Below are 12,944 nucleotides of genomic sequence, written 5' to 3' on the forward strand. Positions count from 1 at the left end.
ATGAAAAGACCCACATCTGCCAAACCCGGGCAGATGTGGGCCACCCTCGTTCTTATCCTTGTATGTAGCTGGCCGGCCCTGGCGCAGACGGCCGCGCCGGTTACGCCCGAGCAGGGAACTGGTCCAGGCCACGTCGGCGGCGTCAACATCGAGGTCGGCTATACCGTTTCGTTAAAGAGTGCGGCGCAGCATATCGTGCATGTATCTATGCGTGTCCGCCCGCTTGCCCCGAAGCACTCCTACCAGCTGCAGCTTCCCGTGTGGAACGCGCTCTACCAGGTTCGCGATTTCGCGCAGTATGTCCGAGCGGTTGCGGCTCACGACAATGGCGGTGTTGCACTGAACGTGACGCTAGTCGACAAAACGACGTGGAAAGTGGATGCGCAGGGTCCCCTGACCTTCGAATATGACGTGCTCGCCGACAACGCCGGACCGTTCGGGGCGGAGTTGAATGAGCATCATGCGTTCTTGAACCTTGCCGAAATCCTGATGTACCCGCTTGGATTGAGGGACGGCTGGTTGCAGGTGGTGTTCACGGACGTTCCCACAGCCTGGAAGCTTGCGACATCGCTGCGGCAAATCCGCACGAATCTATTGCTCGCCCGCAATTACGATGAGCTGGTCGATTCTCCCGTTGAGCTAGGAACGTTTCAGGAATCTGTTTTGCAAGAACCCGGCGCAACCTACCGCGTCGTGGTGGATGCCAATCCGGGCGATTACGACATGAGCGCGATCACCGGGATGGCTCATAACCTCGCAATCACCGAGGTTGAATGGATGCAGGACCGTCCGTTCGGCGAGTACGTTTTCATCTACCACTTCCCGCGCGGCCCCGCGGGCGGCGGCATGGAGCACGCCTACTCCACCGCGATCGACGCCTCCGCCGACCGCGTCAAGCGCAACCCGCTGTCGCTCGCCGACGTCACTGCCCACGAATTTTTTCACCTGTGGAACGTGAAGCGCATCCGCCCGCAGTCTCTGGAACCGGTGGACTACACCAAGGAGCAGTACACGCGCGCGCTGTGGTTCAGCGAAGGCGTCACCTCCACTGTCGCCGACTACATGCGGGTGCGCGCCGGCTATCTCGACGAGAAAGGATTCCTCTCCGAACTCGCCGCCGACATCCGTTACTTGGAATCCCGCCCGGCGCGCCTGACCCAATCCGTGGAAGAATCCAGTCTCGATACCTGGCTGGAGAAATATCCGCCGTATGAGTCACCGCAGCGCTCGATTTCCTACTACAACAAGGGCGAGATCCTCGGCATGCTGCTTGACTTGCAAATGCGCGAGGCGAGCGCCGGCAAGCGGTCGTTGCGCGACCTTTTCCTCTGGATGAACGACCATTACGCCAAGCAGGGCAAATTCTTTCCCGATTCCCGCGGTGTTGAGGAAGCCGCGGAGGCGGTCACGGGCGCCGACTTCCGTGAATTTTTCGCGCGCTTCGTCGCCGGCGCCGATGCCATTCCGTACGATGAGTTTTTCGCGACCGTCGGTCTTCGTCTCGACAAGCAAACCGTCGTGCTCCCCGATCCCGGTTTCCGCACCGTCCGCCGCCCGGCCAACGCCGCGATCGTGGTATCGGTGAATGCCGACAGCGAAGCCGAAAAGGCGGGCCTGCGCCCCGGCGATATCGTTCAGCAGGTCAACGGGAGGGCGCCCGCCGAGGCGCCGGAGAATAATCTGATGACCCTGCGCATCGGCGACACCGTGGACCTGCGAGTTTCCGGCGCCACCGGCGCGCGTCGCGTGAAATTCAAGCTCGCCGGCACGCCGGCTGAGAACTACGCGCTGGTGGAGCGCGAAGGCGTTACCGAGGCCCAGCGTGCCCGCCGTGCCGCCTGGATCCGCGGCGACTCGGAATAAACAGTTTCAGTTTCAGTTTCGAGTTTCAGAAGACCGGACCTGATAGCCAATGCGCACGCTGCTCATCCTCGCCTGGTGGACGCTGATGACGCCCCTCACTGCTTTGCTGACGCTGCCGGTTGCGCTGCTCACCGGCAACAGCGATTTCCTCTATCGCGCCAGCATGTGGGTGGTGCGCGTCGGCGTCAGGCTCGCCGGCGTTCGCCTCCAGATCGTCGGACGCGACCAGCTTGATCCCGCCCGAACCTACATCTTCATGTCGAACCATGTCTCCAATCTTGACCCGCCGGTGCTCATCCCGCTTCTGCCCGGGCGCACTTCGGTGCTGGTCAAAAAGGAGTTGTTCCGCATTCCCATTCTCGGGTTCGCGATGCGCGTCGCCCGCCTTGTCCCGGTGGACCGCCGCAATCGCGATGCCGCCATCGCCAGCGTGCGCGCCGCCGCCGATGTGATCCGCTCCGGCCTGAGCATGACCATCTTTCCCGAAGGCACCCGCTCGTTGGATGGCCGCCTGCAGCCGCTCAAGAAAGGTCCCTTCTATCTCGCCATTGAATCCGGTTGCCCGATCGTGCCGGTCACGCTGCTCGGCACCTACGAAATCCTGCCGAAAGGGAAGCGGCTGATCGCGCCGGAGAAGGCAGTGGCGCAGATCGTTTTTCACCCGCCGATCTCACCCCAGGATTTTCCGGATCGCGACGCCCTCATCGCCGCGGTGCGCGATTCCATCGCCAGCGCGCTGCCGGAGGATCGAAGATAGAAGCTCACCACGGAGACACGGAGTAATGAGGACCTGATTTGGTAATTTCGTAATTTGGTGATCTGGTAATTCTGCCGGCCCTTCTCGGCAGAGATTATGGACTGAGACCGTTTTTCCGATTACCAAATTACCAAATTACAAAATTACCAAATCCCCTCCGTGTCTCCGTGGTGGAAGGGATACTCGCGCGCGACTGCGTCTTCCCGAAAATCGGCAATCGGCAATCGAAAATCGGAAATGGTTTTGTAGTTGGTTTACTTCGAGAACAGGTGCCCCATCTTCTCTTTCTTGGTCCTGAGGTACCGCTTGGAGTGCGCTGACCGCGGCTCCGGCTCGCACGGCACGCGCTCCCGCACCGCGATCCCCGCGGCCTCCACCGCCGCCACTTTGTCCGGGTTATTTGACAGGAGCTTAATCTCCTTCAGATCCAGCGCCTTCAGCACCTCGACCGGCAGCGCGTACTGGCGGCAGTCGGCGGCGAACCCCAGCTTCTCGTTTGCCTCCACCGTGTCTAGGCCGCGGTCCTGCAGTTCGTAGGCCTGCAGCTTCGCCATCAGCCCGATGCCGCGCCCTTCCTGCTGCTCGTAGACCAGAACGCCGCAACCGGCCGCGGCGATCATCTCCAGCGCCATCTCCAGTTGCTGGCGGCAATCGCAGCGCAGCGATCCGAACACGTCGCCGGTCAGGCACTGCGAGTGGATGCGCACCAGCGGAGCGCGCGCGTGAATGTCGCCCATGACCAGCGCGACCGCGGTTTCCTTGCGCCGCTCGCCGCTTCCGTTCGACCCCGTGGGGAACTGGCCTTCGAACCCGACGATGCGGAACTGTCCCCAGCGGGTGGGAAAATCCGCTTCGGCGAGCTTGCGCACATGTTTCGATGGCGTCACAGCTTCATTATATTCGCCCGCGCTGGGGCACGGCGGCGCGGAACCCGGTCACACTGCGATGTGATCGAGATGGCCGCCAGCGATTGGTTACGCGTGCTCGCGCGCCCCTTGACTGGCGGGGCTCGGCGCGCTGCTGCTAAAATCAATTTACTCGTGGGCCTGTAGCTCAGCTGGGAGAGCGCATCGTTCGCAACGATGAGGTCACCGGTTCGATCCCGGTCAGGTCCACCATTTCCAACCACGTAGGACACCCTTCAGACGATGCGCTCGTGTTCGTAGCCTGCTTCCTCGAGGGCGCGGATCAGTTGATCGCAGTGCTCATGGCCGCGTGTTTCCATGGTCAGATCGATCACCGTGTGGCTGAGCTTGGCGCCATGAAAGGCGCGGTGGTAGCTGGTCTCGACGATGTTGACGCGGTTGCGGGCGATCACTTCGGTCAAGCGGTGCAGCGCGCCGGGATGATCGGGCAGGGGAATTCTCAGCCTCACCAGCCGCCCGTCTTTGACCAGGCCGCGCTCGATAATGCGGGAAAGCAGGGTGACGTCCATGTTGCCGCCCGAGACGATGGCGGCTACGCGTTTGCCGGCCAGGGACAGCTTGCCATGCATCAGCGCCGCCACCGCGACTGCGCCCGCGCCTTCCGCCAAAGTCTTTTCACGTTCCAGCAGCAGCAGCACGGCGGCCGCGATCTCTTCCTCGTCCACCAGCACCAGATCGTCGACCAGGCGCGCGACAATCGGCATGGTCTTCTCGCCTGCCGATCGCACCGCGATGCCGTCTGCAATGGTTGATTTGCCGGCCAAATGGACCGGCTTGCCGTGCTTCACCGCCTCCAGCATCGAGGGCAGCAAGGCCGTCTGAACGCCGATCACCTGAATCGACGGATTGATTTCCTTGAGCGCCACGGCGATGCCCGCAATCAACCCTCCGCCACCAACCGGAACCACGACCGCGTCGAGCTTCGGCAGTTGATCCACCAACTCCAGAGCCAGGGTTCCCTGGCCGGCCATCACTCGTTCGTCGTCAAACGGATGAATAAAGATCGCCCCGTTCTGGCGGCAACGCTCCAGGGCTGCACCAAACGTATCGTCAAAATTTGTGCCTTCCAGCACCACTTCGGCGCCCCAGGCGCGAGTAGCCGATACCTTGATCAGCGGCGTGGTGAGCGGCATCCAGATCTCTGCTTTGAGGCTCAGTCGCGCAGCATGGTAGGCCACCGCCTGGGCATGATTGCCGGCCGAAGCTGTCACCAGAGCTTGTTGGCGCTCGGCAGGCGTGAGCGCGAGCAGACGGTTCAGTGCGCCGCGCTCTTTGTAGGAGCCGGTGCGTTGCAGATTCTCAAGCTTCAGAAAAACGGTGCCACCTGTCAGCTCCGACAGCGCGCGCGACACCGTACAGGGTGAGGCCGGGATCGCCTCACGAATCCGGGCCGCCGCCAGGCGTATCTCGTTCAGCGTGACACCGCTGGTCGCTGGCAGGGCTGGGATCGGAAGATTCGGCGCACCCTCTTTTGCGGTTGGTTGCAGCATGTGCCTTGTGTCTCCTTTGCTTTGAGGGAACAAATGAAAAGGCCGCCACCGGTTGCGGGATGACGGCCTTTCGAGCAGAGCTGAAGGTTCGGCGTCGTCACCCGCTCAGTGGCGGGCTAATAATTCGCACGACGACGGCGATAGCGACGGTGCGCTCGAGCCGGCACGAGACGGCTGTGCCATAGCCGGCGGCAACGTGATGACGATCGCTTTGGGTCGAAGCGCACATCGCAAAATCTGCTGTCTTGTAGCACTGTTAATGCTGCGAATTCCAATTGATTATGTTGATGCGGCGCAACTGAAAAAGTAATCACGGGCTGCTGGCCCGAGGAGATGGGGCTGCGCCCGTTTTGTCGTGTCCCGATCTATCACAGGAAAAAGTGACGTGTGTCACAGCGCGGACGACTGCCCTCCCGGTACAAGAGGATTTCTGTATCAAGAGGTCACCAATGCTCTCCGCCACCTCCGAATACGCCCTGCGCGCGCTCAGCCGGCTGGCTCAGCTCTCTCGCGGCGAAGCCATCCTCGGCCGCGACCTGTCCAAAGCGACCGGCGTGCCCCAGCAGTACCTGGCGAAGATCATGCTCTCGCTGCGCAATGCCGGGCTGGTGTTGGCCACCCGCGGTACCGGCGGCGGCTACATGTTGCTCCGTCCCGCCGACGCCATTCACCTCATCGATGTCGTCAGCCTCTTCGAAGGCCCTTCCACCTGGCCGCATTGTTTGCTGCGCGGCGATCGAAAATGCACCTCGGACAAGCCCTGCACGGCCCACGCCCACTGGGGCAAGGTCCGCGACGGCTACCTCGAATTTCTCGAGCGCACCACGCTCATTGACATTACGGAGGGCAACGCGCATGAGACGCAGCTCACCCGCCCTCTGCGCAAAAAACGCGCCCGCGCTACCACCAACTGCTGAACGTCGGCCTCCAGCCTGCAGCCTGACCTGAAGCCCGAAGTCCGCAGCCCGAAGCCTAAAGCCTAAAACCTAAAGCCTGTTTTATTCGATCCCCAGGCTCTTCCACATCCGATCAACCTTCTCTTTGGTAGCGCGGTCCATGGTGATCTCATCCGGCCAGGGCCGCGTGAAGCCTTCGCTCGGCCATTTGCGCGTGGCATCCACGCCCATCTTCGACCCGAAATCCGGCAGCCGCGAGGCGTGGTCCAGCGAGTCAACCGGACCCAGCGTGAACTGAATGTCGCGCTCCGGATCGATGTTGTTGAACGCCCGCAGTACCACCTCGCGCAGGTCCTGCACGTCGCAATCTTCGTCCACCACAACGATGCATTTGGTGAACATGGCCTGCCCCAGCGACCAGATCGCGTTCATCACCTTGCGCGCCTGTCCCGGATAGGACTTGCGTATGGACACGATCATCAGGTTGTGGAACACGCCTTCCACCGGCAGGTTGACGTCCACCAGTTCGGGAATCGTCAGCGTCATCAGCGGCAGGAAAATTCGCTCCACCGCCTTGCCCATCCATGCGTCCTCCATCGGCGGCTTGCCGACGATCGTGGTCGCGTAAATGGGGTCCCGCCGGTGCGTGATGCAGGTTACGTGGAAGACGGGATAGAGATCTTCCAGCGAGTAGAAGCCGGTGTGATCGCCGAACGGACCCTCGGTGCGCAGCTCGTCAAGATTGACATAGCCCTCCAGCACGATCTCCGACGTCGCCGGCACTTCCAGGTCCACCGTCTCGCACTTCACCAGTTCCACCGGCTTCTCCCGCAGGAAGCCGGCGATCATGAATTCCTCCACATCGGGCGGCGCCGGCACGATCGCTGCAAAGGTCAGCGCGGGCTCGGTGCCGATGGCGACCGCGACTTCCATTTTTCCCTGCGGCCGCTCGCCGTCGGGCACGCGCGCGCCACCCGACGTCCGCGCCATGATGTCAACGCTGGATGTGGCGCGGGCGCCCTCGCCCGCGGCTTTCTCCGCCATCGCCTCGACCGCTGGCGACTGGCGACTGGCGACCGGCGACTGCGATGCTGCCGCCCTTCGCATTGCCTCGCGGTAATGTTCCGCGCCCACCTTCTGCCGCTGCCAATGCATGCCGGCGGTGCGCTCGTCGTACACCTGCATGCGATACATCCCGACGTTGCGCTTGCCGGTGCGCGGGTCGCGGCTGATCACGCACGGCAACGTGATGAACCGTCCCGCGTCTTTCGGCCAGCATTGCAGGATGGGAAAATCGAGCAGCGAGAATCTGTCCTTCTTGATCACTTCCTTGCACGGCCCGGTCGCCACCGTCTTGGGGAAAAACTTGCCGAGGTCGGCCAGCATCGGGAGCATCTTGATTTTGTCCAGCAACCCCTGCGGCGACTTCACGTCCATGAACATCCGCAGCCGCTCGGCGATTTCGTCCAGCGACTCCACTCCCAGCGCCATATTCATTCGCCGCGCCGAACCGAACTGGTTGATCAGCACTTTCGACCCGGCATAGCCCTTCACGTTCTCAAACAGCAGCGCCGGCGACCCGAGCGCGTTCTTGCTCACCCGGTCGGTAATTTCGGTGATTTCCAGAATCGGGTCCACCTCGGCGCGCACCCGTTTCAGTTCGCCGGCCTTTTCCAGCGCCGCTATCCACTCGCGCAGATCGTTGTAGGCCATGGTCAGGAGTCCAGTACGACGCACGATTATAGCGAGCCCGGACGGCGACCACGGGTGATATTCTCAACCAAAGCCATGCGTCTGCTCATCAATGGCGAAGAGCGCGAGTTTGCCGCCGACCGGTTCACCCTGGCCGTCCTGGTCGAACAACTCGGCATGAAAGCGGACCGCGTGGCCATCGAACTCAACCGCGACATTGTCGCCCGCGACCGCTGGCCCGCCACGCTCCTCTGCGAAGGCGACCGCCTCGAGATCGTCCATTTCGTCGGCGGCGGCCGCTCCTGATTCCGGCATTTCCGTTTTGAATTCATCCGCGCCGTTGTGGTCAACCCTTGCGGCCGGTTTCATCTTGACATTCAACATCCCACGCCTAGAATGTTTTAAACATTTTCAGTTGCAAATGTCTTTTCGATTTGGGGTTGCGTGAGGCATGGAGCAGAGGTTCACATCGAACGAGGTCATGGCGCTGACCGGCCTTAGCGCTCGCCAGCTCCAATGGTGGGACGAGCGCGGCCTGGTGGTACCGCTCAAGCAGGGCCACCGCCGGCTGTACTCGCTGGACGACGTCGCGGAAGTGGCGGTGATCTGCGATCTGCGGCGGCGCGGCTTCTCGTTGCAGCGCGTCCGCGTGGTGATTCGTTTTCTGCAGAAGGAATTCGGCAAGCGCCTGGTGGAGACCGTCAGCGCCGCCTCCGATTACCACCTGCTTACCGACGGCAAGCGCCTGTTCCTGGAAACTTCACCCCGGCAGGTGATCGACATCCTGAAAAACTCGCGCCAGCCGATGTTCACCATTTGCCTGAGCGATACGGTGCGGCAAATCCGCGCCGAGCTACCAGCAATGCGACCCGAGGCTGCGCCACAACGGCGCACTGCGGGCGCGCACTCTCGTGAGAGGAAAACAGTCCGCTCTGATTCCGGTGCGCGGCGGTTGCGCGCCCGGCGCATTTCCTAGGAGCACGGCATCTACTGTGGAGGTGACGGATGGTCGCTGAGATTGACGTCCTGAACGAGTGGATCCCGGAGCAGATGGGCCCCGGCGCGATGTTCGTGCTGGAAAATGCCGGCGAAGTCGGCGAGGCCGACGACCCCTACTGGGCGGTCCTGGCCTGCCCGGCTTGCGGCACGCTGGGCTTGATCACCCGTCGCCAGATTGCCGGGCTCATTCCCATCATCTGCGGTTCCGATAAGTGCTCGGCGCAGTTTTTCCTGATCGAAGGCCAGGTCGTCGCACGCCAGCCGAGTTAGCTTTTGCTGCCCGGCGGTTCGCCGCGCGAGTGGAAAGGAAATTCTTCGGACCACCACCATCGCCTGGCGAGCATGTGTTCAGCTAACAACCAGAAACCAGAAACTAGAAACTGCCTCACTTCACTGCCGCGGCCGCTCGCGCCAAATACTCTTTCACGTACTCCTCGAACAGCTTTGCCAATTTTTGCGTCACCGGACCCGGCGCCTGCTTCATGGCCCGCTTTTCGATGTGCGAAATCGGCTGCACGTGCCGCGTGGTTGAGGTGATGAAGACCTCGTCGGCGTAGTAGAAGTCTTCCAGCTTCAGCACCCGTTCGGTGATCGACACCCCAATCTTGGGGCCTTCTTCCATCAAAATGGCGCGGCTGACCCCGGCCAGGCACCCGGAACTCAGCGGAGGCGTGGCCACGTCGCCACCCCGGATGCAGTAGATATTGGCCGCCGTGCACTCCGCAACCTCGCCGCGTTCATTCAGCAGCAGCGCATCGTCGCAGCCGCGCCGGTGCGCCTGCTCCACCATCCACGCGTTGTTCAGCCACGAGGTCACCTTGGTTCCGGTCAGCGGGTGCGCGGCATGGCGCCCGTGCTCCTGCACCGACAGGGTGGTCGGACCCACGCGCTCGGGCACGTCCATGGCGTACATGATCAGATCCACTTGCGGGAACGGCTCGGCGCTCTTCCAGATTCCGATGGTGTTGAAGATGAAATAAATCCGCACGCAGGCGTTGCCGATTCGGTTGGCCTGCAGCATTTGCAGCATGGCATCGCGCACTTCACCCAGGCTGGTCTTCAGCGGAAGCTGGATGCGCCCCGCATCGCGCGAAAGGCGCTCATAGTGGCGCTCCAGGGCGAACGGAATGCCGTCATACACACGGACTGTGCTGAAAATTCCCCAACCGTTGATCAGGCCCGCCTGCCCGGGCGACAGCCGCACCTCTTCCAGGGGAAGCACACGGTCATTGTGATAGATGAATCGGTGCATGCGGCCTCCATCGAGCCTGCTGTAGTGGGAGCTTCTATTCTAAACGGAAGCGCAAATCAGCGTGTACGCCAGGGTGGGCGCGAGCCTCACCGGGTGCTGTCACGGCCGGTCCAGCGCGCCAGGGCCCGCCGGGTACCGCGCACGGCATTGCGCAAAAGCTTCTTGCGGCGCTGCGATTCGTAGAGTTCCGGATGCACCATGCCGAGCACCTCCGGCGTCTTCTCGGGCAGGTGGTAGCGCGGCGCGGCGGAATCGGCGACATACAGAACCGTGTTTTGCCGGTACCACACCTCCACGCGATCATCATTCCAGATTCGCGGACGGATGAAATCGTATGCGGAATAATTCCTGGCTCGAAACAGCGCCTGCCAATACGCCGGCCACTGCTCGTTGACATGGTGCACTCCGCCCTGGCCCGGGATTGCGGCCGAGAACAGGACTACGTCCGACAGGGAAGTCAGCGTGCCGGCCAGCGTCGCCGCGGAGGTTGCCGGCAGGTGCTCGGCGACTTCGCAGGAAATTGCCAGATCAAACTTCCGCTCCGCTTGCAGGGGCTGGCGGAGATCAACCGCCGCGAACCGAGCTTGCGGAATGCACAACTGGGTGACGTGCGGGCCATCGTACCCAAGGTAGTCATGCGCGCCGAGTTCATAGGCCGCACGCAACCACGTCCCGGTCCCGCAGCCAAGGTCTACGACACTGCGCGGGGTGACGATAGAGAAAACCAGCGGCAGCACGATCATCGCCGAGCGATAGGATCCCTCGTTCTTGCCCGCATAAAACTCCTCGTCATACGGGCTGCTGGGCGAGGGACGGCCTTTCCGCGTCGTCATGGCGAAATCATACAGCAGCCCAAAATGACACGGCATCGCTCCGCTTTTCGCTCGCAGGTGCCGCTCCCCCATTGCGAACTCGCTCACCAGCAGTATGATTCGGGGGATTCAGAGCTGAAACAGGAAATTCCGGTTAGCCTCTTGGGGAAAGTTTCGGAGGTCTCGGACAAAAATATCGAAACCTGGGCGTAAAGTGATCCCTTGCGGACAGACCCCAAGTTGCATCTAATTAGCATGATGAAGAAGCAGTGAGCGTGAACCGACCCATTGCGCTCAAAAGGAGCACGGATCAATGAAACGAGCGGGCATTCTCAGCACAGCAGTTCTGTTCTTGCTTCTCGGAAACACTGCCCCTGCCAACGCACAGCAAGAGCAACGCGGTAAGGAGCAGGGCAAATCGCAACCAGGGCAGCAACATCAACAGGCGAAACCCGCGCCGCAACCGCATCAGCAACCCGCGCCGCAAACGCATCAGCAACCCGCGCAGCAACCGCATCAGCAGCCGCCATCACCGCGCTCAGGCGCAATCCCTTATCAAACAAAAGTTCAACCAACCAACCGGCCTGCGCATGCTCAGGAGAAACCTCAATCGAGCTACGGCACCGCCTATCACGGCGGCGTCAAGCCCGGCGGCCCTACCTATGGTGGCGTCCACCATAGCGGTGTCCCACAACAGAAAGCACAGGTGCACAGCGGCTTCGGCCAGTCGCGCGCCAGGTCGTGGGATCACGACCACCGCACCTGGGCGCAGCGCGGCGGCTACAACGGCTACCGCATACCTGATGACCGCTTCCGGACCTACTGGGGGAGAGGGCACTACTTCCGCATTTACAGCCTGCCGATGCTTTTCGTAGGCGGGTATCCACGCTTCCGCTACGACGGCTATTGGGTCACCTTCGTTGATCCGTGGCCGGAAATGTGGCCGGCAGACTGGTACGAAACCGACGACGTATATCTGGATTACACCGACGATGGGTACTACCTGTATGACCTCACCCGTCCCGGCCCCGGTATCGCCGTCACCATCTCGTTCTGACGAGATGGAAGGGAAACGGGACGGGATTGAACTCCCGTTCCGAATTCGACCATGGTTCTCGCGCCGGCGCCGATTGCAGGTGGCCGGGGTGTCGACTCGTGTTCCTTTCCAATGGGCAGCATGCGAGGCGGCACAGCACGATGAGCATGGCGTGTAGCCGCATCTTCCTCGCGCCGGCCTGCCAGTTGGCCGTGGTGGAGCGGCTGTGTGACAATAACCCTGATGCACAGGCTGGGATGACTGACACCTGATCTGGCGTCGAGCCCGCCACCACAGGCGGGCGAGACCGTTAGTGCCAGCTCGCGTTCATCGCGTCAGTTGATGTTGCCCGGGTGGCGAAACTGGCAGACGCACGGGACTTAAAATCCCGAGAGCCGAAAGGCTCGTGCCGGTTCAATTCCGGCCCCGGGCACCACTTTCAGAGCCGTACTCTCGCCCCGATTTGAACGCGTCCCAACATGGGACGGTCAGCCGCCGGACTGACTGCAAGTCGTTGATTCTTTTACTTCTACGCCTGTGTGTGCAGCCACCAGTTAGTGGTGTAATCAGTTGATTCGCAAGCACTTGCCGGCTGCTGGCGGGAGCACGCGTTTTTTTTCATTTTTTTTGCTTGTTCAAGCGGGGAAAAAGCCTTAAAATCGTTAGTTTTGGCGGGGTTTCTGGAACGCATCTAGGGCCGAGGCATGGGGCAAGTCGGCGCGTTTCCCATGAATCCTTCCCGCTGTTTTTGGAATCCAATCAGTTGGCCCTTAAAAATCTAGGACATAAATCCATTCTTGAGGCAGGTCAGAACTCATCATGGCGAAGCGACGTGGAAATCCGAACTGGGGCAAGCCTGAGCCGATTGGTCCGGTTGTCCCGACCATTACCGAGTTCGAGCAAGTGGTGCGCGAGTTCAAGCTTTCACCCGATCAGTACTTGCGTTCGACGCGGCTCCGCGAGTGGGCGCGCCGCAACAAGAACTCCAAGTACATCCCCGAACCGTTGCTGGAAGCGTGGGGATTTGAAATCGAGTCCACTCTGTAGTCGGTCGCATTCCGCAATGCGGGCCGCCGGCATGGCGGCCCTTTTCATTTGGAATTGGCGATTAGTGATCTGCGATTTCCTGCCTGCTCAAGTGCCCGTCCCCGCTCCACCGGTTCGCGACATTCAACCAAGCACAGCAATTCACTGAATCACGAATCACGCAACCGCAGATCA

Annotated in this window: 13 protein-coding genes and 2 tRNA genes; 10 read left to right on the plus strand and 5 right to left on the minus strand. The window is 61.5% G+C overall.

Annotated elements, in window-relative coordinates:
* Together LAN70_09760 and LAN70_09765 are read left to right on the plus strand one after the other, a co-directional pair.
* A complete protein-coding gene (locus LAN70_09760; protein ID MBZ5511441.1) occupies positions 1-1,863 on the plus strand; it encodes a PDZ domain-containing protein in 1,863 nt (620 codons plus the stop codon).
* Positions 1,864-1,912: 49 nt separating this feature from the next.
* Complete coding sequence (locus LAN70_09765) at positions 1,913-2,620, plus strand: 1-acyl-sn-glycerol-3-phosphate acyltransferase (protein MBZ5511442.1); 708 nt, start codon at positions 1,913-1,915, stop codon at positions 2,618-2,620.
* Between the two features lie 254 nt (positions 2,621-2,874).
* Here the strand turns inward: LAN70_09765 and ribA are convergent, their stop codons facing one another.
* Positions 2,875-3,507 carry a GTP cyclohydrolase II gene (ribA, locus tag LAN70_09770; GenBank protein ID MBZ5511443.1) on the minus strand — a complete coding sequence of 211 codons (633 nt, stop codon included), beginning with the start codon at positions 3,505-3,507 and terminating at the stop codon, positions 2,875-2,877.
* A 155-nt stretch (positions 3,508-3,662) separates the two neighbouring features.
* Between ribA and LAN70_09775 the strand changes: the two genes are divergently transcribed.
* Positions 3,663-3,738 (plus strand) — tRNA-Ala (locus LAN70_09775).
* Positions 3,739-3,761: 23 nt separating this feature from the next.
* On the opposite strand, the gene LAN70_09780 is transcribed toward LAN70_09775, so the two are convergent.
* Complete coding sequence (locus tag LAN70_09780; GenBank protein ID MBZ5511444.1) at positions 3,762-5,036, minus strand: threonine ammonia-lyase; 1,275 nt, start codon at positions 5,034-5,036, stop codon at positions 3,762-3,764.
* A gap of 449 nt (positions 5,037-5,485) precedes the next feature.
* Here LAN70_09780 and LAN70_09785 point away from each other — a divergent pair, with 449 nt between their 5' ends.
* A complete protein-coding gene (locus LAN70_09785) occupies positions 5,486-5,953 on the plus strand; it encodes an Rrf2 family transcriptional regulator (GenBank protein MBZ5511445.1) in 468 nt (155 codons plus the stop codon).
* 81 nt (positions 5,954-6,034) lie between these two features.
* On the opposite strand, the gene LAN70_09790 is transcribed toward LAN70_09785, so the two are convergent.
* Positions 6,035-7,645 carry a UbiD family decarboxylase gene (locus tag LAN70_09790; GenBank protein ID MBZ5511446.1) on the minus strand — a complete coding sequence of 537 codons (1,611 nt, stop codon included), beginning with the start codon at positions 7,643-7,645 and terminating at the stop codon, positions 6,035-6,037.
* Between the two features lie 75 nt (positions 7,646-7,720).
* On the opposite strand from LAN70_09790, the gene thiS reads away from it, so the two are divergent.
* The 3 genes from thiS to LAN70_09805 all read left to right on the plus strand — a co-directional run bounded on the left by thiS (position 7,721) and on the right by LAN70_09805 (position 8,893).
* Complete coding sequence (thiS, locus tag LAN70_09795) at positions 7,721-7,930, plus strand: sulfur carrier protein ThiS (protein MBZ5511447.1); 210 nt, start codon at positions 7,721-7,723, stop codon at positions 7,928-7,930.
* Between the two features lie 145 nt (positions 7,931-8,075).
* Positions 8,076-8,600 (plus strand): MerR family transcriptional regulator, encoded by a 525-nt coding sequence (locus tag LAN70_09800; protein ID MBZ5511448.1) that lies wholly within the window; start codon positions 8,076-8,078, stop codon positions 8,598-8,600.
* 29 nt (positions 8,601-8,629) lie between these two features.
* Positions 8,630-8,893: a hypothetical protein gene (locus tag LAN70_09805; GenBank protein MBZ5511449.1), complete on the plus strand. Its 264-nt coding sequence runs from the start codon at positions 8,630-8,632 to the stop codon at positions 8,891-8,893.
* Between the two features lie 115 nt (positions 8,894-9,008).
* Here the strand turns inward: LAN70_09805 and LAN70_09810 are convergent, their stop codons facing one another.
* Together LAN70_09810 and LAN70_09815 are read right to left on the minus strand one after the other, a co-directional pair.
* On the minus strand, positions 9,009-9,875 hold the full coding sequence (locus tag LAN70_09810) for an aminotransferase class IV (GenBank protein ID MBZ5511450.1): 867 nt from the start codon (positions 9,873-9,875) through the stop codon (positions 9,009-9,011).
* 86 nt (positions 9,876-9,961) lie between these two features.
* Entirely contained in the window at positions 9,962-10,708 is a 747-nt protein-coding gene (locus tag LAN70_09815; protein MBZ5511451.1) for a class I SAM-dependent methyltransferase, read from the minus strand.
* Positions 10,709-11,000: 292 nt separating this feature from the next.
* Here LAN70_09815 and LAN70_09820 point away from each other — a divergent pair, with 292 nt between their 5' ends.
* The 3 genes from LAN70_09820 (at position 11,001) to LAN70_09830 (ending at position 12,770) form a co-directional block, all read left to right on the plus strand.
* Positions 11,001-11,744 carry a hypothetical protein gene (locus tag LAN70_09820; protein ID MBZ5511452.1) on the plus strand — a complete coding sequence of 248 codons (744 nt, stop codon included), beginning with the start codon at positions 11,001-11,003 and terminating at the stop codon, positions 11,742-11,744.
* Positions 11,745-12,070: 326 nt separating this feature from the next.
* Positions 12,071-12,159 (plus strand) — tRNA-Leu (locus LAN70_09825).
* Positions 12,160-12,542: 383 nt separating this feature from the next.
* On the plus strand, positions 12,543-12,770 hold the full coding sequence (locus tag LAN70_09830; protein MBZ5511453.1) for a hypothetical protein: 228 nt from the start codon (positions 12,543-12,545) through the stop codon (positions 12,768-12,770).
* Positions 12,771-12,944: the final 174 nt, after the last annotated feature.

This window comes from Terriglobia bacterium (assembly GCA_020072845.1).
GTDB lineage: Bacteria > Acidobacteriota > Terriglobia > Terriglobales > Acidobacteriaceae > JAIQGF01.

Coding starts and splice junctions, on each gene's coding strand:
- LAN70_09760 (MBZ5511441.1), top strand. CDS start 1: ATGAAAAGACCCACATCTGCCAAACCCGGGCAGATGTGGGCCACCCTC.
- LAN70_09765 (MBZ5511442.1), top strand. CDS start 1,913: ATGCGCACGCTGCTCATCCTCGCCTGGTGGACGCTGATGACGCCCCTC.
- LAN70_09780 (MBZ5511444.1), bottom strand. CDS start 5,036: ATGCTGCAACCAACCGCAAAAGAGGGTGCGCCGAATCTTCCGATCCCA.
- LAN70_09785 (MBZ5511445.1), top strand. CDS start 5,486: ATGCTCTCCGCCACCTCCGAATACGCCCTGCGCGCGCTCAGCCGGCTG.
- LAN70_09790 (MBZ5511446.1), bottom strand. CDS start 7,645: ATGGCCTACAACGATCTGCGCGAGTGGATAGCGGCGCTGGAAAAGGCC.
- thiS (MBZ5511447.1), top strand. CDS start 7,721: ATGCGTCTGCTCATCAATGGCGAAGAGCGCGAGTTTGCCGCCGACCGG.
- LAN70_09800 (MBZ5511448.1), top strand. CDS start 8,076: ATGGAGCAGAGGTTCACATCGAACGAGGTCATGGCGCTGACCGGCCTT.
- LAN70_09805 (MBZ5511449.1), top strand. CDS start 8,630: ATGGTCGCTGAGATTGACGTCCTGAACGAGTGGATCCCGGAGCAGATG.
- LAN70_09810 (MBZ5511450.1), bottom strand. CDS start 9,875: ATGCACCGATTCATCTATCACAATGACCGTGTGCTTCCCCTGGAAGAG.
- LAN70_09815 (MBZ5511451.1), bottom strand. CDS start 10,708: ATGACGACGCGGAAAGGCCGTCCCTCGCCCAGCAGCCCGTATGACGAG.
- LAN70_09820 (MBZ5511452.1), top strand. CDS start 11,001: ATGAAACGAGCGGGCATTCTCAGCACAGCAGTTCTGTTCTTGCTTCTC.
- LAN70_09830 (MBZ5511453.1), top strand. CDS start 12,543: ATGGCGAAGCGACGTGGAAATCCGAACTGGGGCAAGCCTGAGCCGATT.